The sequence below is a fragment of the Novosphingobium sp. SG754 genome (assembly GCF_013149315.1).
Lineage (GTDB): Bacteria > Pseudomonadota > Alphaproteobacteria > Sphingomonadales > Sphingomonadaceae > Novosphingobium > Novosphingobium capsulatum.
This window is the reverse complement of sequence record NZ_JABGCC010000010.1, coordinates 18,125-43,779: the sequence shown is the minus strand read 5'-3', so window position 1 is coordinate 43,779 and position 25,655 is coordinate 18,125. Positions and strand designations below refer to the sequence as shown.

Annotated in this window: 18 protein-coding genes; 12 read left to right on the top strand and 6 right to left on the bottom strand. The window is 63.3% G+C overall.

Annotated features, from left to right (window positions below; genetic code table 11):
- Positions 1-29 precede the first annotated feature (29 nt).
- Genes FHW97_RS18915 through FHW97_RS18905 form a run of 3 tightly spaced genes read right to left on the bottom strand, consistent with a single transcriptional unit; the run spans position 30 to position 3,273 of the window.
- Complete coding sequence (locus tag FHW97_RS18915) at positions 30-1,523, bottom strand: FGGY family carbohydrate kinase (protein WP_171799475.1); 1,494 nt, start codon at positions 1,521-1,523, stop codon at positions 30-32.
- Positions 1,523-2,476: a transketolase family protein gene (locus FHW97_RS18910; RefSeq protein ID WP_171799474.1), complete on the bottom strand. Its 954-nt coding sequence runs from the start codon at positions 2,474-2,476 to the stop codon at positions 1,523-1,525. Before FHW97_RS18910 ends, FHW97_RS18915 begins: the two co-directional genes overlap by 1 nt.
- Positions 2,473-3,273, bottom strand: a complete 801-nt coding sequence (locus FHW97_RS18905; protein WP_253941884.1) for a transketolase — start codon at positions 3,271-3,273, stop codon at positions 2,473-2,475. Before FHW97_RS18905 ends, FHW97_RS18910 begins: the two co-directional genes overlap by 4 nt.
- A 327-nt stretch (positions 3,274-3,600) precedes the next feature.
- On the opposite strand from FHW97_RS18905, the gene FHW97_RS18900 reads away from it, so the two are divergent.
- From FHW97_RS18900 to FHW97_RS18870, 7 genes are all read left to right on the top strand, one after another.
- Positions 3,601-4,203, top strand: a complete 603-nt coding sequence (locus FHW97_RS18900; protein ID WP_171799472.1) for a DUF2291 family protein — start codon at positions 3,601-3,603, stop codon at positions 4,201-4,203.
- Positions 4,200-5,765, top strand: coding sequence for a sugar ABC transporter ATP-binding protein (locus FHW97_RS18895; RefSeq protein ID WP_171799471.1), 1,566 nt, complete (start codon positions 4,200-4,202; stop codon positions 5,763-5,765). Before FHW97_RS18900 ends, FHW97_RS18895 begins: the two co-directional genes overlap by 4 nt.
- Before the next feature lie 29 nt (positions 5,766-5,794).
- The gene (locus tag FHW97_RS18890) at positions 5,795-6,790 is read left to right on the top strand and encodes an ABC transporter permease (protein WP_216647774.1); all 996 of its coding nucleotides are present in this window, start codon (positions 5,795-5,797) and stop codon (positions 6,788-6,790) included.
- A gap of 5 nt (positions 6,791-6,795) precedes the next feature.
- Positions 6,796-7,620 (top strand): DeoR/GlpR family DNA-binding transcription regulator, encoded by an 825-nt coding sequence (locus FHW97_RS18885; RefSeq protein WP_171799517.1) that lies wholly within the window; start codon positions 6,796-6,798, stop codon positions 7,618-7,620.
- Positions 7,617-8,585: a D-ribose ABC transporter substrate-binding protein gene (locus FHW97_RS18880; protein WP_171799469.1), complete on the top strand. Its 969-nt coding sequence runs from the start codon at positions 7,617-7,619 to the stop codon at positions 8,583-8,585. Before FHW97_RS18885 ends, FHW97_RS18880 begins: the two co-directional genes overlap by 4 nt.
- Positions 8,586-8,632: 47 nt before the next feature.
- Positions 8,633-9,607, top strand: coding sequence for a sugar phosphate isomerase/epimerase (locus tag FHW97_RS18875; RefSeq protein WP_171799468.1), 975 nt, complete (start codon positions 8,633-8,635; stop codon positions 9,605-9,607).
- Positions 9,608-9,882: 275 nt separating this feature from the next.
- Positions 9,883-12,138, top strand: a complete 2,256-nt coding sequence (locus tag FHW97_RS18870) for a TonB-dependent receptor (protein WP_171799467.1) — start codon at positions 9,883-9,885, stop codon at positions 12,136-12,138.
- Positions 12,139-12,338: 200 nt separating this feature from the next.
- On the opposite strand, the gene FHW97_RS18865 is transcribed toward FHW97_RS18870, so the two are convergent.
- Positions 12,339-13,280: a metallophosphoesterase family protein gene (locus FHW97_RS18865; protein ID WP_253941890.1), complete on the bottom strand. Its 942-nt coding sequence runs from the start codon at positions 13,278-13,280 to the stop codon at positions 12,339-12,341.
- A gap of 106 nt (positions 13,281-13,386) precedes the next feature.
- On the opposite strand from FHW97_RS18865, the gene FHW97_RS18860 reads away from it, so the two are divergent.
- From FHW97_RS18860 to FHW97_RS18845, 4 genes are all read left to right on the top strand, one after another.
- The gene (locus FHW97_RS18860) at positions 13,387-13,890 is read left to right on the top strand and encodes a glycosyltransferase (RefSeq protein WP_022675821.1); all 504 of its coding nucleotides are present in this window, start codon (positions 13,387-13,389) and stop codon (positions 13,888-13,890) included.
- A complete protein-coding gene (locus FHW97_RS18855; protein WP_022675820.1) occupies positions 13,887-14,429 on the top strand; it encodes a glycosyltransferase in 543 nt (180 codons plus the stop codon). The genes FHW97_RS18860 and FHW97_RS18855 overlap by 4 nt, the downstream gene beginning before the upstream one ends.
- Positions 14,430-14,452: 23 nt before the next feature.
- Positions 14,453-16,030 carry a hypothetical protein gene (locus FHW97_RS18850; protein ID WP_171799466.1) on the top strand — a complete coding sequence of 526 codons (1,578 nt, stop codon included), beginning with the start codon at positions 14,453-14,455 and terminating at the stop codon, positions 16,028-16,030.
- A gap of 360 nt (positions 16,031-16,390) precedes the next feature.
- On the top strand, positions 16,391-19,741 hold the full coding sequence (locus FHW97_RS18845) for a DEAD/DEAH box helicase (protein WP_171799465.1): 3,351 nt from the start codon (positions 16,391-16,393) through the stop codon (positions 19,739-19,741).
- Positions 19,742-20,581: 840 nt separating this feature from the next.
- Here FHW97_RS18845 and FHW97_RS18840 read toward each other — a convergent pair.
- On the bottom strand, positions 20,582-22,057 hold the full coding sequence (locus tag FHW97_RS18840; protein ID WP_171799464.1) for an oligosaccharide flippase family protein: 1,476 nt from the start codon (positions 22,055-22,057) through the stop codon (positions 20,582-20,584).
- A 286-nt stretch (positions 22,058-22,343) separates the two neighbouring features.
- Here FHW97_RS18840 and FHW97_RS18835 point away from each other — a divergent pair, with 286 nt between their 5' ends.
- Positions 22,344-23,648, top strand: a complete 1,305-nt coding sequence (locus FHW97_RS18835) for an O-antigen ligase (protein WP_169042178.1) — start codon at positions 22,344-22,346, stop codon at positions 23,646-23,648.
- Here the strand turns inward: FHW97_RS18835 and FHW97_RS18830 are convergent.
- The gene (locus tag FHW97_RS18830) at positions 23,645-25,591 is read right to left on the bottom strand and encodes an acyltransferase family protein (protein WP_171799463.1); all 1,947 of its coding nucleotides are present in this window, start codon (positions 25,589-25,591) and stop codon (positions 23,645-23,647) included. The two genes, FHW97_RS18835 and FHW97_RS18830, sit on opposite strands and share 4 nt — an antisense overlap.
- Between the last annotated feature and the right edge of the window lie 64 nt (positions 25,592-25,655).

Genomic DNA, 25,655 nt, shown 5'->3' with positions numbered 1-25,655 from the left:
CCGTTCGTTATTGTGGCGGGATCGCTGGGTCAGGTCGGCGATTCCATCGTGGCGCGCGCCACCGCCAGGCCCCATGCCGCGCGCGCTGCCTGTCGTGGTTCTTCGGCAAGGCACGGCGCAAAGCTGCGGTCGCGGGCACGCAGGCTTTCGGCCAGCGGCCGGTCGATCGCGTCGGCTGCGAGCATGGCGGCACCCAGTGCGCTCAGCGCAGTCTGCGCCGGACGTTCGACCGTGCGGCCCGACAGGTCAGCCAGCATCTGCATAAGAAGATCGTTGGCCGCGGCCTGGCCATCCACTGAAATGGCCGCGAAAGGGCCGCCCAGGTCTGCTTCCAGGGCGGCGAGTACGTCGCAGATCTGGTGTGCGATGCCTTCGAGCACCGCGCGCGCGACATGGGCCGGGCGCGAGGCCAGCGAAAGGCCGCAGATGAGACCGCGTGCGTCGGCTTGCCAGTGCGGCGCGCCTAGGCCCGCGAGCGCGGGCACGACCTGGACGCCGCCAGCATCGGGCACGCTGGCCGCCAAGGCGGACAGAGCCTCTGGCCCATCCAGCCCCAGCATTTGCGCGCCAAAACTGGCGGCGTGGCCCGACACGATGATGTTGCCTTCCAGCGCGTGGACCGGCGCGGCATCGCGCTGCCACGCAATCGTGGAGGACAGCCCGTGCGTCGAGCGGGTGCGGGCAGACGTCGGCGCCATCAGGGAGGATCCGGTGCCTAGCGTCACTTTGACCCGTCCGGGGCCATCGATCGCATGGCCGAACAGGGCGGCGTGGGAATCGCCCATCATGGCGTGGATTGGAATGCCTTCGGGCAGCGCGGCAAAGCCGCCGACGGTATGGCCGAACAGCGCGTTTGAGGCACATACCAGGGGAAGGATGCCGGCGGGAATGCCGAACAAGTCGAGCAAGCGCGGGTCCCAGTCGATGGTGTCGAGATTGAGCAACTGGGTGCGCGAGGCATTTCCTGCGTCGCAGGCATGGGCCGCGCCGCCGGTCAGCGCCCAGAGCAGCCAGGCATCGACGGTGCCGGCCCGCAATTCGCCAGCTTGCGCCAGGTCGCGCGCGGTGCCGCGTGGGCCGGCACCATGGTCGAGCAGCCAGCGCAGCTTGCCTGCCGAAAACATCGGATCAAGCCCCAGCCCCGAGCGCGCGGCCACTTCGTCGGCATGGCCGGCCTGGCGCAAGGCATCGCACAAGGGCGCGCTGCGCAGGCACTGCCAGATCACGCAAGGGCCCACCGCTTCGCCGCTCACCGCATCCCAGGCCACTACGGATTCGCGTTGGTTGGAAATGCCGATCGCCAGGATCGCGGCATCGCCCGCCTGCGCGCGTGCGGCCATGACCGCGGCGGCCACGCTGTCGCGGATCATCGCCGCCGGGGTCTGCGCCCAGCCTGGCTTGGGATGATCGACTCCGGTGGGAACGGAGCTGGTGCCCAGGATCATGCCATCGAGGCCCACCACCAGGGCCTTGGTGTTGGTCGTGCCTTGGTCGATCGCCAGGATGGCCGGCGTGCTGGCCATCAGCGCCCCAGCAGCGTGCGCACGGCCGAGGCGATCGACGGTCCGGTCAACCCGGCGCGTTCCATCAGGAATTCGGCCGAGCCGGTCGGCTGGAAGCCTTCGAAGCCCAAGAGTTTCATGCGGCAAGGCTGGTTTTGTGACACGATTTCGGCAACGGCGCTGCCCAGGCCACCGCGCACGCTGTGTTCTTCGGCCGTGACGATCGCGCCGGTCTGGGCGGCGGCCAGGATTGCCTCGACATCGATCGGTGACATGGACGCCATGTTGACCACGCGCGCGGCGATGCCCTGTTGCGCCAGTTCCTCGGCAGCGGCGAGCGCGCGGCACACGACCGTGCCATTTGCCAGGATCGCCGCATCGTTGCCTTCGTGCAGCACTTCGGCCTTGCCGATCGTGAATGTGGCGTCGGCCGGGCGGGGCAGCGCGGGCACGCCCATGCGGCTGATACGCACGAAGACCGGGCCATCGAGCGCGGCGGCGGCGCGGATCGCCTGTTCGGTTTCCCAGGGATCGGCCGGCACGATCACCGTGATATCGCCCATGGTGCGCAACCAGGCCACGTCTTCGATCGAATGGTGCGTGGGGCCCAGTTCGCCATAGGCGACGCCACTGGAAATCCCGCAGAGCTTCACATTGGCTTGCGAATAGGCGCAATCGGCCTTGACCTGTTCCAGCGCGCGGCCGGTGAGGAAGCACGCAGCGCCGCTGACGAATACAATCTTGCCGCCATTGGCGAGGCCCGCGCCGACGCCGACCATGGCCTGTTCGGCAATGCCCACGTTGATCAGACGCTCGGGGAACTTGTCGCGAAAGCCGCCGAGCTTGCTCGAACCGACACTGTCGTTGACAACCGCGACCACGCGCGGATCGGCGGCACCCAGCTCTTCGAGCGTGGCAACATAGGCATCGCGGCAGTCATACAAGCCGGTCTTGGCCGGGGCGGGGCTGCTCATGCGTCGAGTTCCTTCATCGCTTGCGCATACTGCTCGGCATTGGGCACACCATGGTGCCAGCTGGCCTTGTTTTCCATGAACGAAATGCCTTTGCCCTTGATCGTGTTGGCCACGATGCAGAGCGGTCGGCTGCGGGCGGCCGATCCATCCAGCAACGGGATCAGTGCAGCGACGTCGTGCCCGTTCACTTCGGCCACGTCCCAGCCAAAGGCACGCCACTTGTCACCCAGGGGTTCCAGACCGACGGTCTCCTCCGTGCCGGCACCCTGCTGCAGGCGATTGCGATCGACGACCACGGTCAGGTTGGAGAGCTTGCGATGTCCGGCAGTCATTGCCGCTTCCCAGTTGCTGCCTTCCTGCAATTCGCCATCGCCCGTGAGCACGAAGACGCGATAATCGGCCCCGTCGATCTTCCCAGCATCGATCTGACCGGCAATCGCGATGCCCACTGCCACCGGCAACCCGTGGCCCAGCGGACCGGTGTTGGTTTCGACGCCGGGGATCTTGACGCGGTTGGGGTGGCCGTTGAGCCGCGAGAGCGGCTGCATGTAGGTGGTCAGTTCTTCCTCGGGGAAAAAGCCGGCCTTGGCGAGTGTGCTGTAGAGCGCGCCGGTGGCGTGGCCTTTGGACATGATGAAGCGGTCGCGCGCGGGATCGGCGGGGTGGCTGGGATCATAGCGCATCGAATCGAAATAGAGGGTGGCCAGCACGTCGGTGGCCGAAAGGTCGCCACCGGGGTGTCCCTGGCGGGCTTCGAAGACCATCCGCAGGGCGCGCTTGCGGATCCAGCGAGCCATTTCGCGGACATGAAGGACGCGTTGTGCGAGGTCTGGGCGGCATTCTGCCAGCACTTGCGGCATGGACTCTAATCTCCCTTTTGCCGGCTGGCCATTATCGTAACCGAAAGAGAGGGGCAAGCTTTACCCTTTCGATTTTTTTCGAATTTCTTTCATTTAGCGAGTCTGGCGCTTGAAGCTCCGGCGGAAACTCGGTAACGCCAACTCCACTGCGGCAGACGAAGGACCGCAAGGAGAGGTGGCTGGATGGCAAGCGCAGTTCCCCGCATGCAAACGATGACGCGATCGGGGACGCGATCGGGACGATTCGCGCTGGCCATGGTTGCCGTGTTGTTGTTGGCCGGCTGCAAGGTACTGACGGTCGAGGAAAACCGCCGCCTCAAGGCTGCGGCCGGACAGGGCTTCGATGCGGTCGCGTTGGTCGATCACGATTGGCAGAGCAAGATCATGCCCGCCGTCACCCAAGGTGCCGTGCCCTTTGGCGATCTGGCGAATGCTGCGCGCGCCGGGCAACTGAACGCTTTCGGCGCCGCCCATGGGCATCGTCCCTCTGATACCTCTGCCTACCGGTTCTTGGTCAGGGGCCAAGGGGTGGTTGCCGGCCGCGACCTGGCCGATCCGGCGGGCGGCATCGATCTGCGCGTGGATGGCGTGGGCGACGTTCGCCTGGAAATGGGCCCGGTGCTGATCGACACCGCGCTGCGCGATGCGCTACCGCTCTACCCCTTCAACGACATGCCCGACCAGATGGCCTTCGGCGCGGTGGCCAGTCAGCTGAACCTGCATGCGCTGGGCCAGACCCGCCCGGTGGCGGCCCATCTTGCCCCTGGTTCGGTGGTCTCCTTTATCGGCGCGGTGCGTGCGCCACAGGAGCCGGGCGAAGGCTGGCGCGTGGTGCCCGTGCGCCTTGCTGCGGGAGCCGCGCTGTGAAGCCGCTGATGCGGGCGCAAGGCGGGGGTGAGCGCCCGCTGATGCGGGCGCAGGGCGTGGTCAAGCGCTATGGTGTCGTGACCGCGCTGCACGGCGTGGACTTCGTGGTGGAGCCGGGCCAGGTCCATGTGCTGATCGGCGAAAACGGCGCGGGCAAGTCCACGCTGATGAAGATCCTCGCCGGCATCGAGACGCCCACCGAGGGCGAAGTGCTGATCGACGAGCAGCCCGTGCGCCTTGCCGGGGTGCGCGATGCCGCGGCGCGCGGCATCGGCATGGTCCACCAGGAACTCAACTTGTGCCCCAACCTGACGGTGGCGGAAAACATCTTCCTGCTAGGCACGGGCAGCGAATGGCTGGGCCGGCTCGACCGCGCGCGCGAACGCGACATGGCCCGCGCCGTGCTCGCCCGATTGCGCCAGGACATCGATCCCGATCGCCGCGTCGACAGCCTGTCGATCGGCGAGCAGCAGATCGTGGAAATTGCCAAGGCGCTGGCCGAGGAATGCCGCGTGCTGATCCTGGACGAGCCCACTTCGGCCTTGAGCGAAGCCGAAGTCGAGGTGCTGTTCGAGGTCATCGCCGATCTCAAGCGGCAGGGCGTGGGCCTTGTCTATATCTCGCACCGGCTGGAAGAACTGCTGCGCGTGGGTGACCGCATCACCGTGATGCGCGATGGCCAGGTGGTGGCCGCAGCCCCGGCGGCGGACGTTTCGGTGGCCTGGATCATCGGCCAGATGCTGGGCGAGGAAGGCCAGCTCGAACGCGCCAAATCCCTGCTCATCGATGGGCCGGCGGTGCTTTCGTTGGAAGGCATCCGCTCTCCCCGCGATCGGGTTTCGGCGGCGCTGCATGGCATCGACCTGGATGTGCGCGCGGGCTGCATCCTGGGAATCTATGGCCTGCTTGGCGCGGGCCGCACCGAACTGCTCGAAGTCGCCATCGGCGCGCGCAAGGCGGCCGAAGGCCGGGTCACGTTTCAGGGTGCGGACATCTCGCGCCTCTCGGTGGCCGACCGGATCGAACGCGGGCTGCTGTTCGTGTCGGAAGACCGCAAGCAGCAGGGCATCTTCGCCAATCTCGACGTGGGGCGCAACATCTCGCTGAGCGACCTGGCAAGTTGCGCCCGCCACGGGGTCGTGTCTGATCCGGCCGAGGCCCGCGCGGTCGACGGGATGATCGCTCGCCTGGGCGTCAAGGCTGCTTCGCGCCTGTCGGCGATCACCGCCTTGTCTGGCGGCAACCAGCAGAAAGCGCTGATCGGCCGGGCCCTGTTGCCCGGGCCCAAGGTGCTGCTGCTGGACGAGCCGACACGCGGCATCGATGTGGGCGCGCGCGCTGAAATCTTTTCGACGATCCGCGAGCTCGCCGCCTCTGGCCTTGCCGTAGTGTTCACCAGTTCGGACGTGCTGGAAGTGCTCGCGATTGCCGACCGCGTGGTGGTCTTGTCCAAGGGCCACCTCACGCTTGACCAGCCGGTGGGCCAATGCAGCGAAGAGATCTTGATCGCGGCGGCCAACCAGGCCGCGCCGGCGCTCGTGGCGCCGCAACCGGCAATCTAGGGATGAGCGCGAACGTGAAGGACCAAATCGTGAACGGGAACGGCGCCATGGCGATCGTGCTGCGGTTTCGCACCCTGCTGGCGCTGGCCGTGGTGCTGGCTATCTTTTCCGTGCTGGCGCCCAATTTCCTGACCGTGGCCAATGCCATGATCATGCTCAAGCACATCGCCATCGTGGCGATCCTGGCGATCGGCATGACCTTCGTGATCCTGACTGGCGGCATCGACCTGTCGGTGGGCTCAATCGCTGGGGTTTCGGGCATGGTCGCAGGCGCGCTGATCCTCGACGGCTTGCCGCTGACAGTACTGGGCTATGTCGTCTACCCCTCGATCCCGCTGGTGGTGCTCATCGTGGTGGCGCTCGGTGTCGGGCTCGGGATGATCAATGGCGTGCTGGTCAGCCGCTTCAAGGTGGCGCCGTTCATTGCCACGCTGGGGACGCTCTATATGGCGCGTGGCGCGGCGCTGCTGCTTTCGAACGGCGCCACGTTCCCGAATCTTTCGGGCAATCCGGCGCTGGGCAATCAAGGTTTCGGCTGGCTGGGTGCCGGCGTGGTGCTCGGCGTGCCGGTGCCCGTCTGGCTCCTCGCGGTGCTGGCGGCCGGCGCGGCGGCGGCGGCTGGAGCCACCACCTTTGGTCGCCGCGTTTATGCCGTGGGCGGCAGCGAGCGCGCTGCGCTGCTGTCTGGCGTGCGGGTCGATCGGATTAAGTGTGCGGTCTATGCGATTTCGGGCGCGACCGCCGCGTTGGTGGGCCTGCTGGTCGCATCAGATCTTGTCGCGGCGCATCCCGCTTCGGGCGAGGCTTTCGAACTCAACGGCATTGCCGCAGTCGTGCTGGGTGGTGCCTCGCTGGCGGGCGGACGCGGCACGATCGGCGGCACGCTTGTGGGCGCTTGCGTGATCGGTGTGCTGGGCGACGGCATGGTCATGGTCGGCATCAGCGAATTCTGGCAGATGGTAATCAAGGGGGCCGTGATCGTGGCCGCCGTGGTTCTCGATCGTCTGCAGGAAAGGCTTGGTTGACGGATATGACGCAGGGCAAGCGTGACACGGAAGGTTCTGTTGAGGCTCGGCGCGCCGATGGCAACGTGCGCTTTGCCGAAGGCCGCCGCGCGGAAATTCTCGAATGGATTCGCGAGGAAGGCAGCGCGCGGGTGCGCGAACTGTCGAAGGCTTTTGGCGTATCGGAAGTGACTATACGCCAGGATCTCGAACGACTTGAAGCCGACGGCCAGATCGAGCGGGTCCATGGCGGCGCGTTTCTCAAGTCCGTGCCCCAGCAAGTGCGGTCCATGGCGCTGCAGCACCACGAGAACATGGATGTGAAGCACCGGATCGGCGTGGCGGCGGCCGCGCTGGTGGAGGATGGTGAGACGATCACGCTTGATGCAGGCTCCACCACCACCCAGGTGGCGGCGAACCTGCTCGAGCGGCGTGATCTGACCGTTATCACCAACGGGCTCAACATCGCGTTGCTGCTTGGGGCGCAGCCGGCGATTTCGGTGCACATGCCCAGTGGTCATTTCAAGGCACCGACGCTGTCGCTCAGCGGCGAGGGATCGGCGGACTATTTCCAGGGCCTGTTCGTCAAGCGCTTGTTCCTGGCGGCGGCGGCGGTTTCGATCGAGGATGGCATGAGCATCCCCTCGCTGGCCGACCTGCCGATCAAGCGCGCGATGATCGCCAGCGCCGAAAAGGTCTATCTCGTCGTCGATTCCTCCAAGATCGGCCGGCGTTCGTTTTCATCAGTCGGGCCGATCGGCTTGGTTCATTGCCTGATCACCGACAACGGCATTTCCGACAGCGACCGGGCGCGCTTCGAGGATGCGGGCATAGAGGTCATCGTGGCATGAAGCAGGTGCGTGGTGGTGTAAAAGCCTGGCTTATTGGGCTGGCTGTGGTCTTGGTCGCGGGTCTGGCCTGGTGGGGCACCGCTGGCCACAAGCCTTCGCGGCTGATCGTCATCATCACGCCTTCGCTCGATAACCCCTTCTTTGGCCAGGAAGCTGCCGGTGCCGAGGCGCGCGCGCATGAACTTGGCTATGCCACGCTAAAGTTCTCGCATGGCGACGATGCTTTCAAACAGAGCGAACTGGTCGACACCGCCATTGCCCGCAACGCTGCTGCAATCATCCTCGACAACGCCGGCGCCGAAGCCAGCGTGGCGGCCGTGCAAAAGGCGCGCAGCGCCGGCATTCCGGTCTTGTTGATCGACCGCGAAATCGCCGTGCGCGGCGTGGCGACGGCGCAGATCGTGTCGAACAACTATCAAGGCGCGATGCAGGGCGCTTTGGCCCTGGCCCAGGCGATGGGTGGCAAGGGCCCCTATGTCGAACTCGTCGGCAAGGAGTCCGATACCAACGCCACCGTCCGCTCGCGCGGGTTCCACGAAGTACTCGACCAGTATCGCGGTCTTGTGCCGATCGCACGACAGTCGGCCAACTGGAGCCAGTCCGAAGCCTTTACCCGCATGCAGTCCATCCTCCAGGCACACCCCGAAGTGAAAGGCGTGATCGCGGGCAATGACACCATGGCTATGGGGGCGCTCGCTGCGCTGCAAGGTGCGGGCCGCAGCGACGTGCTGGTTGTCGGTTTCGACGGTTCGAACGACATGCGCGACGCCATTCGTCACGGCCAGGCCGTGGCCACTGTGTTGCAACCCGCCTGGCAGCAGGCGCGCTATGCTGTCGATCTGGCCGACCGCCAGTTGCGCACCGGCAGCACTGGGCAGCCGGAAAAGCTGATCATGGATTGCGTACTGATCACGCGGGGCAACGCGGCGCGCGTTGCCGATTTCGCCTTGCAGCCAGCGGGATAGCTTCCGCAACTCGCTGACTTTTCTTGCCACTCTCCAAGGGATTCCCGATGAGCAAACTGACCTTCGGTGCCGGCATCTGGCACTTTGCCACTTATGTCGATCGCTATGCCACCGACGGCTATGGCCCGCCGCGCGACCTGATCGAGATGATCGACCTGGCTGGTCAGGTGCGCGATCTTTCTGTGGTCGACATCAACTTTCCCTGGAGCGCCGCTGTCTCGGCCGACGCGGTCGAGACAGCGCTCAAGCGCAACAATCTTTCGGTGATCGGGATCACGCCGGAAATCTATAACCGCGAATTCTCGCGCGGGGCTTTCACCAATCCTGACGCCGGCGTGCGCCGCCGCGCCAACGAAGTGTGTAATCAGGCCGCAGACCTCGTGCGCCGTTTTGGCGCGTCTTACGTCAAGCTCTGGCCGGGCCAGGATGGCTGGGACTATCCGTTCCAGGTCGATCACCGCAAGCTGTGGCGCCTGTCCATCGACGGCATTGGCGAACTGGCCAGCCAGAACCCAGACCTCAAGTTCGTGATCGAATACAAGCCGCGCGAACCGCGCGTGCACATGGCTTTCGATTCGGTGGCGCGCACGTTGCTGGGGATTGAAGCAATGGGCCTACCTAACGTGGGCATCCTGCTCGATTTCGGCCATGCGCTGTTTGCAGGGGAGAGCCCGTCCGATTCCGCGCAGCTTGCCATCGACCATGGCCGCCTGTTCGGCATGGATGTGAACGACAACCTGCGCGCCTGGGACGATGACATGGTGGCCGGCACGGTGCATCCGATCGAACTGTTCGAGTTTTTCTACACTTTGCGCAAGAACAACTGGGAAGGTGTGTGGCAGCTCGACCAGTTCCCCTTTCGCGAGAACGGGGTGGAAGCGGCCGATATGGCGATCGATTTCCTTAAGCACATCGACACCGCCCTTGACCGGCTGGATTTCGAGGCCTTGCAGGCCGCGCAGGATCGCCAGGATGCGCTGGGCGCGCAGAAGCTGGCGCGCAAGGCTTTGTTCGGCATCTGAACATTTTTGTTTGAACCAGACTGCGGGGCGGGGCGTCGGCTGTTACAGCTGGCGCCCCGACTTGCTCTGACATTCGGGAAGCGTGGTGATGCAAAATAGACACGTTTCGATATAGCGCTAAATTCTCTTTCGATTGCTTTCGAATTTATCTTGCTTGCCCTTTCGTAGTGCGTATATCGGCCCTCAAGCGCCGGGCCCGAAGGCGGGTCCGTAAGGTGCGCATTAAAAGGAGGGAGGGTGACGTGAGTTCTCGAATTCTGATGATCGGTGCATGCATGCCGGCTCTGGTGGCAGCCGTTCCGGCCTTGGCGGCCGAGGCCCAACCGCAAGACCAATCCCAGGCTGTCGATAGCCAAGAGATCGTCGTCACCGCGCAGAAGCGTTCGGAAAATCTCCGCGATACACCCGCTGCCGTCGCTGTGGTGGCACCGGTGCAATTGACCCGCGCCGGTGTGACTACGATCGATGATCTGGGCAAGGCGGTGCCTTCGCTGGTCGCGCAGCCCGCCTCCACGACGCTGCGTCCCTTCTACACCTTGCGCGGCATCAGCACCGCGGTTGTGACCGTCGGTTCCCCCAGCGGCGTCGCGGTCATGCTCGACGGTGTCACGCTCGCGCCGGAATCGCTGGCCGCACGCCAGCTATCGGATATCGCCAGCGTTGAAGTGCTGCGTGGCCCGCAATCGACGCTGGGTGGCCGCGCCGCTTCGATCGGCGTGATCAACATCGTGACGCGCAAGCCCACCGACACGTTCCAGGGCCAAGCCAATGCGACGATCACCGCAGACGGCGAATATCGCGGATCGGCATTCATCTCTGGTCCATTGGGCGAGTCGGTCGGGTACACGCTGTCTGGCTTCGGCTCGCATACCGATTCGATCACGCGCAATCTCACCACCGCGCAGAAGGACTATTCCGAAAACTTCGGCGTGCGCGGCAAGCTGCAGTGGGAGCCCCTCGACGGGCTGAAAGTCACGCTCTCGGGCAATTACATCGACACGCGTGACGTCGGCGCTTTTCAGGCCTATTCTTACGTTGATCCGACCGCCAAGTTCCGTGGGACTTATGCGCAGTCCGCAGCGCTTCCGGGTATTACACCCAGCGTCAGCAACACCGATTACGCTACGATTACCACCCCGGGCCAGCACTCTAAGGATCAGCTCTACAGCCTGGCGATCGAATATCGCGCGGGCAAGGTGACATTCACGTCGCTAAGCGCTTATTCCAAGGAAAATCGCGACTTACGCTATGACGCCTACATGGAAGCGCTCGATTGGGCATCGCTGGGCTCGGGTGGCCAGTACAGTTGGAACAACATCCAGCGCTCGCAACTCAACATCCAGGGCTTCAACCAGGAATTGCGCTTCGCTACCGACCAGTTGGGCCCGGTGCGCCTCCTGGGCGGCCTCTATTACGATTATAGCAAGACCGGCTTCCAGTTCGATCGTCCGGCATTCGGCACCTTCATTCCGTTCGGTGCCTATCGCGTTGCGGAAAACAACTCCTATGCGGCGTATCTGCGCGCGGATTGGACGCTAGCGCGCGGCACGACGCTGACCACCGGGCTGCGCTTCAACCGCGACAAGATCGCTTATCAGTACAATCTGCAGTACAACACCACGCCGGCGAGCGCGACCAGCCAATTTAGCCGCACGGGGTCGGATAGTTTCAGCACACTGGTTGGCGATGTCACGCTCAAACAGCAGGTGTCGCAATGGGTGAACGTCTATGCGAAGTATTCGCGTGGTTACAAGCCCAAGGTTTATAACCTAGACGGCACTTTCACGGCAACCAATACTATCACGCCTGTCAACAAGGAGCGGGTGGATGGTGCGGAATTGGGCATGAAAGGTGATTTCTTCGATCGCCGCCTGTCGCTCAATATCGCGGCGTTCTATGCCGTCTACCATAACTTCCAGGTGCAGAGCGTCGATCCGACCGTTTCCGTGCCGACTTTCCAGATGACCAACGCGGGCAAGGCCAGCACGCGTGGTATCGAAATGGATGCCACGGTGCGCGCGGGGCAGGGCCTCTCATTCAACTTTGCCGGTGCCTATACCGACGCGCGCTATGACAGTTTCGTGGGTGCCAATTGTTATTCCGGGCAAACGGCGGCAACGGGGTGCACCATTTCGGGCGGCACCAGCTATCAGGACCTCTCGGGCAAACGCCTGCCCAGCGCTCCGCTTTGGAAGTTCAACGCGGGTGCCGAAAAGCGCTTTGCGTTAAACGAAGCTCTCGATGCCAACCTGGGCGGGGTAATCACCTACCAGTCGGCAATCGCATTCAGCTCGAACTGGAACGTCGGATCGGTGCAGGGCGCTTATGCCTTGCTCAATCTGTCGGCTGGTATCGCCGACCACGACGAGCGCTGGAGCGTGACGGCCTTCGTCAACAACGTCACCGACAAGCGGTATGCCTCTTCGATCTCAGACGTGGGTGGCCGCTGGGGCAACAAGCCGGTATTCAACAGCTGGTACGGGCGTGACGCGCATCGTTATGCTGGGGTGCGACTTGAGACGAAGTTTTAGACCAGAGTAAATCACTCGCGCCTGGATAATTCGAGGCCAGCGCGCGCAGGTACGTTGTGGCAGCGGTTTTCGTGGTTCCGCAAATTAAAGCTTCGAGCATTGCGAAAAAGCGGGAACCGTTGTTCGCGCGATACGAAAAAAGTAACTAGACCATCCTGCCTGATTTCGAAATCAGGCAGGATGGTCTAGTGCGTTCGCGTTCAAGATGCCGTTCGTGGGTGCGTCCTTCGCGCCTCAGCGTTCTTGGACACCCGGCCCGATGCGTCGACGCTGATTACCTCACGGCGGTCGTCCTCGAGATAGAGCGCGGTCAGCAGTCCGGTGGTGTAAGCGCCGGTGTCAATGCCTATCCGGTTCGGGCGATCGACAACGGCGCGCGAAATGGTGTGACCATGCACGATCACTGCTCCAAAATCGTCATCGGCATCGAGAAAATCCGAGCGGATCCACAGCAGGTCCTCGCGGGCCTGGCGATGGAGCGGTACGCCTGGTCGCACCCCGGCGTGGCAGAAAAAATAATCTCCTGATCGTGCGGTCAACGGCATCGTCCGTAGCCAGCGGGTGTGGCGCCGCGGCATGTGGCGGCGGAGTTGCCGCGCATAGCGCCGCAGGTCTGTGCTGGGTTCCGGCAGATCCAGGCCATAGCTGCGGATCGTTTCAGCGCCGCCCACCTCGAGCCACTTCTGCAGGACCATGATGTCACCATCGAGCGCTCTGAGCATCGCTTCTTCGTGATTGCCCATAAGCGCGATCACCTGGTCCGTGTCGCTCTCGAGCCCGGCGACGAGATCGACCACGCGGGCGCTGTCCGGGCCGCGGTCAACCAGGTCTCCCAGAAAGACAATGTGCAAGCTTTCCGGTGTCCCCTGCGCACTCGAATGGGCGCCGACGGCGTCGAGCAGCAGTTTCAGCAGGTCGTAGCGGCCGTGAACATCGCCAATGGCGTAGATGCGTTCACCCGGATCAGTTCTCGGCAACGATATCTCTTTTCCATTTGGGGCGCCCGCGAGCGGCGCACATGCCATGTCTCTGCTACGGCCTGCAGAGTCGCGGACAAAATTGGCTTTCGCTATGTCGGGAATTTGCGCGGGTTTGTCCAGAGTGCGACCAATGTCTCGCTCGTTATGGCGCGTGCGCGCCATCACTGCCTTGCGCGAAGATCATAGCATGGTATTCGGGTCAAAGCAGGTGCCCAGAGCCAGCTACTGCCGCATGCGATCTCATTCACAAGGAAACGTGCCGAAGGTTATGCAGCAAGCCCTCGAACTGGCCCTTGACAACACCGTCATACCTTTTCGAGCTAGGCGGCGTGTTCTGCTCGTCGCCTCGGGCGGAGGGCATTGGATCGAACTCACGCGATTGGCGCAGGCGTTTCAGCACTGTGATTGTGATTTTGTTAGCACCGTGCCCAATCTCACAGCGCCGATCGGGGAACGGCCGGTGCAAACCATCATCGACAGTTCGCGGCATACCAGAATGAACTTGCTGCATTCGGTCCGTCAGATTTGGAAAATCATTCGCGAGGTGCGTCCTGATCTGGTGGTCTCGACCGGTGCGGCTCCTGGCGCTGTCGCCGTCATTCTGGCGCGTATGAGGGGTATTCAGACCATCTGGATCGATAGCATCGCCAACAGCGAGGAACTTTCGCTGTCCTGCAAGGCCGTTCGTCCTTTCGCCAGCCTGCGGTTGACCCAGTGGCCGCACCTTGCGCAGACGAATTCCGCTGTGCGCTATTTCGGACGCATTTTGTGATCCTCGTCTCGGTAGGCACCCAACTGCCCTTTGACCGCTTGATCCAGGCCGTTGACAGCTGGGCAGAAGCCAATGCGCGCACCGACGTGGTCGGCCAGATCGGGCCGTCGCGCTACACGCCCCGCGCGATGCGGTGTTTTCCGTTTATAGAGCATCGCCAGTTTTACGAACTGCAGAAGCAATGTACGCTGATGGTGAGTCATGCGGGCATGGGCTCGCTGATCGGCGCCATGGAACTGGGCAAACCGATCATCATCCTGGCCAGGGATCATCGGCGCGGCGAGCATCGCAATGGTCACCAGTTGGCGACACTGGGCCAGTTCCGCAACTTTCCTGGCGTCTATGCGGCCAACGACGAGCAGCATGTCAAGGAATTGCTGGACCGCAGTCACGAACTGACCGCAGCGCCATCGCTTGATCCTCAGGCGTCCACGGAGTTCATCGAGCGGCTGGCCGCCTATGTCGAAGACACGGCGCCGGCGCGGCTGCGCCTTGCCGACCGCTGGCGCAAGCGCCGCGGCGCTGGGGGGGCGGTGTGAGCGCAGCAGGCATGTTAGGTCGCGTGCCAACTGCCATCGCCAGAGTTCTTGCCAACCCTGTCTGGCTGCTGGCGGCGGCGGCGGCGGTGCCGATCGTCGCGTTTCAACACCCCCCGATCATGGACGCGCCCAACCATCTTGCGCGGATCTGGCTCGAAACCCAGAACCCGTTGCCTGGTGTGCTCGGCAAAGCCTACATCGTCGACTGGTCGCGCGCTTCATCCAATATTCTCGTTGATCTGCTCGGTGCGCCGCTGTTGCGTGTGATCGGATTGAACGCCTTCTGGGTTGTCGTGACGGCGCTGATGGTGCTGGGCCCATCGCTTGCCGCGATCTTTATCGCGCGGCAGCTACACGGCCGGGACAACCCCTGGCAGGCGCTGGCGCTGAGCACTGCCTGGGGGCAGTCAACCATTTCGGGTTTCATCAGCTACACCCTGGCCATCGGGCTAGCCCTGGGTTTTTGCCTGCTCAATCTCAAGCTCGCGCGGTTTCTCGATGGCAGGGTCCGTTGCCTGATCTGCTCGCTCGAAGTCCTCGCGATCTACCTGACGCATCCTTTCGGGGTGGCGCTGTTCTTCGCATTCGCGTTTGCGATGCTGTTGGGGCCTGATCTTCGCGCCATGCGCCAGCTAACGCGGGGCAGGGTACTTGCCGCGTTCGGCGGCTATGCGGTGATGATCCTCCCGACGATCGCGTACATTGCCTTGCACCGCGGCAACAGCCCGCTCGAGCTCAGCCCCATCGATTATCGCGGCGTGGTGTCCCATCTGGTGTCGCTGGTCTCGCCGTTCTTTGCCTATGACGAAAGCGTAGAACTGGCGCTGTTCGCGGTAATGGCGTCGTGCTGTCTGGTGGCCGTGTGGCGCGGTCGCCTGGCGTTTCATGCCGGCCTCCTCGTCTCGGTACTCCTGCTAGGCGTGCTGGCGATGCTGATCCCCGACGGCGTGGGCAATGCCTCGTTGCTGACCAGGCGTTTCCCGCTGATGGCCGCGTTGCTGCTGTGCATCGCGGCGCGTCGCAAAGATCCCGACGCTGCGCCTCGCACCAACTGGCTCGCGCTGGCATGTGCGCTGGTGATCCTGGCGCATAACGCGTGGATTTTCGGCGTGTGGCGGCAGCGCGAGGCAGATTACGCCGCGCTTGTCGACGTTTCCAAACGCATTCCGGCCGGGAGCAAGGTGCTCGTTGCGGTTGCCGATGTCCCTCCTGGAAGCGCCTTGCCACCTGGACAATATGTCCACAGCTTCTTCATCCGCGCGCATCTGCCGGCTTTGCTGGTGCCGCTATCGGCCAGCTACATTCCCAATCTCTTTGCCGTTCCAGGTCAGCAGCCGCTTGCTTTTTCCGCTTCGTTTGCACGGTTGCAGGCGCAGATGGCGACTATTCCCACTGACGCGGAAATTCGTGCGCGCACGCCGCCGTTCGCGCAGGATCGCTATCTGGAGGCGTGGGAATGCGATTTCGATTTTGTGGTGATGATGAAGCCGGATCCGACCCGCGCGCCGTTGCCAATACCCTACGCGCAACGCGTCGCGCGCACACCGTTTATCGATCTTGACCGGATCGACAGACCTGCGACCTGCGGGAAGGCTCACTGAGCCGTAGCACCGGCCCGGGTACTGGCAACTTTCCGTGCAAAGCCCGCGCAATGTTCTACCCCCAAGCTTCGTCGGTCAGGCCGACACCGTTTCAGGGCGAGCGGGCGCGCGGGAATTCCAAAAGGGCCGACGCGCACTGGGGTAACGCAACGCCAGGCACGCGGTGCACAATCGCAAACAAAGCGTGATCCGCGCCGCCTTGCCATAAGGCGGGCTGCGTGGCCGCTATGCTGGCCGCCTGGGGCAGCGATGCGTCGGGTAGCAAGTACCAGGCCTTGCGCAAATGGCGCTGCCCTTGCTTGCAGCCATCGCCCATGCTGAATATCCCGCGCCAGCCAGCGCCCACGAAAGTCATACGCCATGCCCAAGGCGCTTCCCGCCATTACTGACGATCTGATCGCCGACCTGGCTCAGACACCGGGAATGGTGCGCTCGGGGCAGGACTATGCACGGCAGGGGCGGGTTGCGGACATCGAGATCGACGCGGATCTGGGCATGGTTTCGGCAGCGGTGCGCGGCAGCGGCCGCAACGTCTACATCGCTACACTATTCTGGACAGAAGCCGATCTGGGATTGGACAGCGAATGCACGTGTCCGGTTGGATTTGGCTGCAAGCACGCGGTGGCGCTGGCCTTTGTCCTGCGTGATAGGGCCCCGGAAACACCGCGCCTGATCATTGCTGCGGCACCGCCAGAGCAGGCCATGGCGGCAGAGGTGGGCCAGTGGTTGGCACAAATCGAAGCCGAGCGCATGGCCGACAGCCGGCTGGTTCAACCAGTTTGCTTCGTGATCGAGCCCAAGCGCGTCAACAAGGCGCCCAAGCGTGCGAAGGGGGCAAAGAGCCAGCCAGACCCGACCCGCCACCGCATTCTCGCCACCTTGCGCGCGTTCCGCCAGCGTGCGCCGGACGATTGGGTGCCGCTCCATACCTGGGAAATCGCGCAATCCCGCCTCAACCTCGCCCCCGAAGCGCTGCGCCTGCTTGCGCGAATGACGCCGGTTGCGGCGGGCGGCGATTTCAGCACCGACAAAGTTCCCCAGGGCCGCTATGGCTGGCAATGGCTGGCCGAGGCGGCAGGGCTGGGCCTGCTGCATTGGAAATCGCCTGCCGGGCCGGCGTTGACCGTAGCGCCTGACAACCTGTCCGTGCGGTTCGCGTGGCGCTGGCTTGATGATGGCAGCCAATTTCTGGACCTGGAAGGACTGCCGATCGGCACCCATGTCGCCGTGGGTGACCCGCCATTGGCCATCGACGAGACTGCTGCCACGATTACCCTTATCGACACTGGGCTGCCTTTACCGCAGGCAGGGCGGCTCCTGGCGATGCCGCCGATCGCGCCTGCCGACATCGCGGCAATCGGGGCCCGCTGGGGTGTTATCGCAGGGGATGCCATCCCTGCACCCATGCCTCCAACCCGGGTCGAGATTGCGCAGCGTCCCCGCCCGGTGCTGCGTTTTCTGGTCGAGAAGCTCGACATGCGCGAACGGTCGCGCAATTGGTATGCCAACAGTTGGCGGACAACGCCGTGCAAGCTCATGCGGCTGGCTTTCGATTATGGCGAGCATCGCCTGACTGCGCCCGTGTCCGCAGGCCAAGTTATAGTGCGCAGCGCCGACGGCCCGGCCTGCCTGATCCGCGCTCTGGACGCAGAACAGGCAGCGGCCGACCGTTTGGCCGAACTCGGGCTGGTGGCGCTCACTCTGGTGGATGATGTGCGCCTGAAACCAGCACAAGCCTGGGATCATGGGCTGACAAAGACGGGGGGCAGTTATCCGGCCTTCCTTGCCAATGCCGCCGCCACACTCGAGGCCGAGGGCTGGCGCATCGAATATGCCGATGATTGGCCGCATCGTCTGGTGCCCCGCGAGGAGACAGCGCTGGGGCTGACCCTGGGGCCGGCTGACGGTGCAGCGGCCCGTGGTCAAACCGGCGATGCGATCGATTGGTTCGATCTGGAACTGCCCGCACTGGTGGCCGGCGCGCGCATCGACATCTTGCCCGCTTTGCGCGCGATCCTGGCCGACGCGGGCGAGGCCATGCTTGCGCTCGGCGACGATTACCTGATTGCCGTGCCGATCGATGCGACGCGGTTCACCACGGTGCCGCTGGGCACGGTGCGCCCCTTGCTGGCGGCGCTGCTGCGGCTTGCTCTGGCCGAGCGCAATGCCGCTACGCTGCGGGTCAATCGCTATGACCTTGGCTCCATCCATGAACTGGGCGGCGACGGCGTCAACTGGACCAGTGGCGATGCGCTACGCCGCCTGGCCAGTGCGTTGCACGATCCAGCACAGGCGGATGTTGTTCCACCCAAGGGGCTGACTGCTGATCTCCGGGCGTATCAACGCACCGGTGTGGCGTGGCTGCACGCGCTGCATCTTGCCGGCCTGGGTGGCATTCTGGCCGACGACATGGGTCTGGGTAAGACCTTGCAGGCCATCACCCACCTCATCGGCAAGGCTCCGGCGCTGGTAGTGGCGCCAACCTCGGTGCTGCCCAACTGGCAGGCCGAACTGGCGCGCTTTGCTCCTGGCCTGCGTTGTCATGTCTGGCACGGACAGGCCCGGCGCGAGGGCGCGGCAGCAATGGTGGAAGCCGATGTGGTGCTGACCAGCTATCCCTTGCTGGCCCGCGACAAGGATATTCTGGCGGACCGCGCCTGGGCGCTGGTCGTGCTGGACGAGGCGCATGTGCTAAAAAATCCTGCCACGGCCGGGTTCAAGGCTGCAGCCGCACTGCGTTCGGCGCAAACTATCGCGCTGACTGGTACGCCGGTGGAAAACCGCCTCAATGACATCTGGGCCTTAGCCAGCCTGACCAACCCCGGCCTGCTTGGCAGTTTCGATACGTTCCGCAAGGCCTATCGCACACCGATCGAGAAGCACGGCGATGCCACCGCGCGCCAGGCGCTGGCTCGCCGCCTGCGTCCGTTCCTGTTGCGCCGAACCAAGGATGAGGTGGCCAGTGAGCTGCCGCGCAAGACGCTGATTTCCGAGCGGATCGCGCTGACCGACGGGCAACAGCGGCTCTACGAGAGCCAGCGCCTGTTGATGCAGACGCGCGTGCGCGAGGAGATCGCCCGTGTCGGCTTGATGCGGGCGCAGATCATCGTGCTCGATGCCATGCTCAAGCTGCGCCAGATCTGCTGCGATCCCGGTCTGTTGCCCGGTGGCGCCGGCGAAGGGGTGGCCTCGGCCAAGCGGGAGCGTCTGCTGGAAATGGTGACCGAGCTGGCCGGTGAAGGCCGGCGGGTGATCGTGTTCAGCCAGTTTACCGCGATGCTCGATCGCATTTCCGCCGACCTGACCGCCGCAGGCCTGCTCCATGCGCAACTGCGCGGCACCACCCGCGACCGCGCCGCGCCAGTGCGCCAGTTTCAAAGCGGTGAAGTGCCGGTGCTTCTGGTCAGCTTGAAAGCCGGTGGGGCCGGCGTCAATCTCACCGCTGCCGATACAGTGATCCTCTACGATCCGTGGTGGAACCCGGCGGTGGAGGCCCAGGCGATCGACCGCGCGCATCGCATCGGCCAGACCAAGCCGGTGTTCGTCCACCGCCTGATCGCAATGAACACGATCGAGGACAAGATCCTGGCCTTGCAAGCACGCAAGCAGGATCTGGCCGATCTGCTGTGGCGCGAGGGTGGCGACGCTGGCGCTAGCGGCCGCGCGCTCGATGACGCCGATATCGCGTTTCTGCTGGGGGGTCCCGGCTAAAGGGTATTGTCGACTTATGACTGCAAACCGCATCGAGGGTTTGCATGCAACCATGAGCTGCGTCTGATCTTTTTCGACGCGGCATGGTCGCTGATCGTACCCACTATCTGACGTCGCAAGGTGATGGAACCAGCCAACGCGAACACACTTCGTCGGCGGTACAGAATGTCGGGCAACCTGCGTGACCACAGGCGCACTGGCCGTGTCACAGGCTGCGCCTGTTTCGCGGCAGCTTCGCGGGTTTAGCATTGTCCCGCATCATGAGGACGCAGAACGGCGCACGTGGTCTATAACCGCTTCCAGCCCTTATCTGGATACGCATAACCCATCTGGCCGTTGGCAGGCGGAAGAAACCAATTTGACTGTTTCTATTGCCGGGAATGACGAGAGGAATTACAGGAGAGCCGGACCCGTAAGATAGCGGGCCTGCACGAACTTTGCGCGCCGGCATCCACCCCAAAGAACCAGGATGCTGGCGTGCTGTTTTCTGTGCTATAACAGCAGATATGCTTAGCCAGCAGGTGGCGGGCACTGTGCCCCTCGCTGTCTGATCTGCGCCCAGGGCATGCACTTGCGGCGCAGACAAACCGGTAGTCTGCGCTGTGCTTCCCGCGGTCAGGCGCGGGCCTTAGCAGTCGGCCATTTGCTATCCTGTCGACAAAGCCGGGCGGCTGGGGCACGCCCAGTCCGCGCCTGTTTGGCAGTGGGGCGGAACACGGTGGGAACAGTCATCCGGGTGGCCTCTTATGGATCGCCGGCTCGCGGCGTGGTCGCCGGGGTAGCATCTTGCGTGCAAGGTCCTTGGCGAATGCAAAGCGCCAGATCACCAGAGGGCAGGCATTAGTGTTCGTGCGAGGTGATGATGCTCTGTGCCCTCTTCAGCAGGCTGGCTGTGAGGGTGCGGATCGTGTCATCGAGAAGGAAGCCCAGACCGAGTGCACCTATGCACCCTGCGGCAGCGACAAGGATCGCTAGTGGTAGCGAGAGGGGAACGAACCGGGCAAATACGATCGTCGCGAGCAAGGTCGCCGCCATCGGCAGAAGTCGGAGCAGGGCGCCGGCTGCATGCCGGCTGACAAAGAAGAACAGCAGGCTGTCGATCGCCATCCGGATCGCCATTGCTATCGCCGTACCGGTCAGCCCGAATGTGGTGGTGAGATACCACAGCAGGCCAAAGAATGGCGCTAGTTCCAGCGTGAACACCAACGCCGGGAGATAGGGGCGCCCTTGCGCCTGAACCAGCTCGAAGGGTATGAACGAGAGGCCATTGAACCACGCTCCGAGGAACATGATTTGGGCCAGGGGGGCAGCCACGTCGGCAAACGTGGGACCCATCCAGATTGTGATGAACGGCCGCATCATCACGATTGCGCCGACACATATTGCTCCATACCCGTAGCCGAGGCCGCCAACCGTGGCCTGAGCGAGATGGTTTGCTTCTTCTGCGCTGACGCGCGACATGCGCGGAAACAGCGTGCGCGAGGCTGCGGCCGCAAAAATCTGGCTTTTCATGATGAGGCTGAAGGGAATGGCATAGTAGGTTACCGAAGCAACCCCCAGCGCTGCGCCCAGTACCATCTGGTCCATCGAAGTCAGCAGCGGGTTGAGGGTATTGCCGATGCTGACCCAGCTGCCATAGCGCAACAAGGCCTTAGCCGTTGCGAAATCCAGTTGAGGAAGTGACCCGCTTCGCTCCGACCACCAGGCAAACGCCACCACCAGGATGACCGCTCCGCCACGCGCACAGACCGCTGCCGGTACGACGATCTCGAGACGCGGAGCGATCAGCAGGGCGCACAGTAAGGGCACGATCTGAATGGCCAGCGTTCCGATCAATTGCAGGAGATTGGCTGCAAGAAAGCGGTCTCGCGACTCCAGGCTGCCGATTCCCGCGCCGTTCATCAGGGCGAGCGGCAGCAGGCCCGCGACCCACGGTATCGCTCGACCCACTTCGGGGGCAATTTGCGGTGGGACTGAAATGACATGTGCAAACAAGGCTATGCCGCCCGCGGCCAAGAATGCACCGCCGATGCATCCCATCAAGCCGTTGATAGCCAGGGCGGTAATGAAAATGCGCTCGCGTTCGCTCTTTTGTACCGGATCGATCCTGGCCAGTGCGTTGGTAGCGGCGCGCGAGAGCCCGAGATCGAGGAAACCCATTGTCCCCAGCAGGATCCAGATGATCGACATGACGCCATACCGGGCCTCGCCGATGTGACCGACGAAAAGCGGGACGGTCACCAGCATCAGAAGGAGCGTCGCGACCGCTCCACCCACGTTGACGATGAAGTTCGCCCGAAATCCCTTGCTCTGCATGGGCGCACCCTTACTCGACCAGGCATCTGGTTCAATCCAACAAATGCACGTGGCGCAGGAGATCGCGGACCACGCCGTGCCATCGGCATAGCTTTCACCGCAGAGCCGGAACCGTCACATACTGCCCGCGTCGCGGCGGGTCGGTCTCCTCGGCGGCCGGCGGAGATGGGGGTGAGGCGAGCCAGGCGCCGAACGGCCAGGGCAGTCAGGAAAATTTCGTACCTTTGGCAGCCCATGGCCGCTGTAACGGCTGGCGGCTCACGCAGATTGATCTATATAGGCGGCCATGGTTTCCCGTTCCGACACTCTGAACTCCCGCATCCTGATCTTCTCAGGTCTGGCTTTCTTTTTTTTGGTGCTGATCGGTCCGGTCATCACCAACATGGATGGCCAGAACGGGACGGAAAGTGGCAGTTTATTGCGTCAGGTCGGCTATATCCTGACCTTCGGCCTGCTGGTCTTTGCCGTGTGGCGCGAAGGGCATGGCACTTGGGCACTGCGGATGCCGCTTCCTATCGTTATCGCCCTTGCGTGGTGCTGGCTTAGCCTGGCCTGGGCGATCAACATCGAGATCGCTTTGCAGCGCGTGGTTCTAACCACGATTTCGGTGTGGTTTGCGTTTATCCTGGTGCGCGGCGGTGGGTATCAGCGCTCACTCGAGGTTCTGCGCGCAGTCTTGGTCCTAGCACTCGTAGTCAACTACCTTATTGTTTGGCTCTACCCCCAATTCGGGATGCACTTGTCCCAAGACACCACGACCCTATACGGGAGCTGGCGCGGAATGATGGGCCACAAAAACTTTGCGGGGGCTGTGGCGGCCATTACGATCCTGCTGTTCGTGTTTAGCCCGGGCACGTTCCGCCCGGCCGTTCGTTTCGTAATCATCGCGGCGTCAACGTACTTTCTATATAATACTCAGTCGAAGACGTCCGGCGGCATGGTGGTTATGGCGCTTATCGCGGGCTGGGTATTCCTGCGGTTTGACTGGTCGATTCGGCGCTTTGCCATCCCACTGCTCATGGTGCTTTCGGCGGCGATGCTGTTCATCGACAGCATTTTCTTTAGCGCGTCATACGATCAAATTCTTAGCCCGAGGGCCTTTACTGGGCGTGGCCTCATCTGGAGCACGCTGTTACGTTATGCTCAGGACAACTGGCTGCTCGGCACCGGCTTCGGGTCGTTCTGGAACGTCGGGTTTGAAAGCCCCGTCTATACTTATGGCACCGGGTTCGTGCGCGATATTTCGGTGGGACACAACGGTTACCTCGACCTCCTCGTCACCATCGGTGCGCCTGGTTTGGCGCTCGCGCTGATTGCGACCGTCATTGTCCCCACCATGAAGCTGCTCGCCAGCACGATGCCGGCTCGTCGCGGCGCGCTCACCGTTGCTCTGCTGGTCTTCTGCGTGGGGCATAACTGCACCGAGAGCAGCCTTTTCGAGCGTGACAGCTTTGTCGGCGTCATAATGATGATTGCCGTCGCTTATGCGCAGAGCTGGTACGCCCGCGACGAGCAGAAGGGGCCATCAACGGGCGGTCAGGATGTCTTTGCAGCGCTGCGCAAGCGCACCAAGACCGTTACCCACATCTAACGAAAACCGGCCTGCGTTGCGATGCTTGCGGCCATCTCGGCCGCAAGTTCCGGGGTTACGTGCGTGCGATCCATGTGCAATGGACCTCCTGTCACGCTGAAACGGCGGCAGCGTCCATTTGGGCATTCAATGGCAAACCACGAGACGTAGCGTGCACCGGTCGACGGGATCAGCTGACGCATGCGCACATCAAGCGGCGCGCGGTCGGCGATCCTGAGCGTTTCAAGATGCGAAAGATCATTGTTCAGCATGGCGCGCGCAAGGGCATCCGGCACGTCCGCATCGTACTCAACCACCGGTCCCACGACCACCACGCGAGATCCGCGCGCGCGCAGATATCCGATCGTCTTGACCAGGGCCGTCATGTCTTCGCTGTACCAGCGGCCAGCCAGCACTACCGTTCCGATCTTGCGGAGATCCACCTTGTGATAGGCCGCGTTCACGATGGCGCGACAACCGGGGAGCCCCGGTCCCTCCAGTAGCGGCCGGCAGCCTGCAGCCGTTGCCTGAACCAGATGCGCGCCTGGCATCGCCTGGCGCAGGGCGAGGGAGAGCTGCCCGGCATGACTATCGCCAACCAGCATGACGTTGGGGCGGTCCGTGGCAGGAACCAGGCAGGTAGGATCGTAGGCGCGTCCGGTGGGGATTACGAAGCAGTGATCCAGGTCGAACTGCGCACGCCCTGCAGGCGTGCTGTCAAAACTCTGGTAGGCAGCAACTTTGGCTACTGCAGGAGGCAGCGCGACGATCTGCCAGGCAGCACCAGCAATGACGAGGCCGGCTACGGCAAAACACGCAATCCCGGCAAATGCGGTGGCGACGAGGCGGATCGGCGAGCCGGCAGGCAAGCCTGGATCGCGAACACCGCGCCACCGCCGCAGGGCCGGGCGCTCGACGAGCCAGTAGGACAGGGTCGCCGCTGTGAAGGACATCGTCAGAAGAATCGCGCTGTCGGTAAAGCTCAGCGTCGCAGGCCGATCGATCATGTAGAAGGCGATGATCGGGCGATGCCACAAATAGAGCGAGTAGGAGAGACGGCCGATTGCGCGCAGCGGCCGGGTCTCGAGCAGGCGCGCAGGAGCCGTGCTGGGCAGATAGGCCAGCAACACGGCGGCGCCGATCACGGGGGGGAGGGCAAAGGGAACAGGGAACGGCCATGTCGCGCCAATCCGCACCGCGCATACCACGATCGCGACCAGGGCGAACACACACAGCATTGATCGCCATCGGGCGGATTCGATACGCGGGTAGCAACGCAGCGCGACCAGCGCGCCGAGCATGAGTTCCCATGCGCGCGAGGGCAGCAGGAAATACCCGCCGTTCGGATCGCGCGCGGCAAACCACCCGCCGATCAGGAACGAAGCGATCGCGATCGCTCCGAGTGTCCGGATCAGAACCCTGCGTTCTGCGCTGCGCAGTGCCAGGAGGAGAAGCGGGTAGAACAGATAGAATTGCTCTTCCACCGCCAGCGACCAAGTGTGGATCAAAGGCTGGAGTTCAGCCTTTTGCGCGAAGTAGCCGCTGGTCAGGTAGAAATAGATGTTGGAGCCGAACAGGCTGGTCGCAGCCGCACTCTTGCCAAGGTCCTGGAGAGAAATCGGCAGCAGCAGCCAGCATCCCGCCACTAGCGTTGCGGCGATCATGAGGCCCAAAGCGGGAAGGATTCTCACTGCGCGGCGTTGATAGAACCCCAGAAGCGAGAATTGCCCCTGCGCAGTTTCGCGCGTGATGATTTCGGTGATTAGATACCCCGAAATCACGAAAAAGACGTCGACGCCAACAAAGCCGCCTTTGATGAATGTCAGCCCGCAGTGCAGCAGGAGAATCGGCAGGATGGCGACAGCGCGCAATCCATCGATATCCGGGCGATACCTCAATGGTTCACGGCTGAAGTGCGGTCCGCCAGCGAGATCGTTACGCTGAGCGCTGGCAGTAGTCGGCAAGTTCGCCCCCATGAATGTGCCAAGACCCGTGGAACCTGCTCGACGCCAAGAGGTCATCCTGATA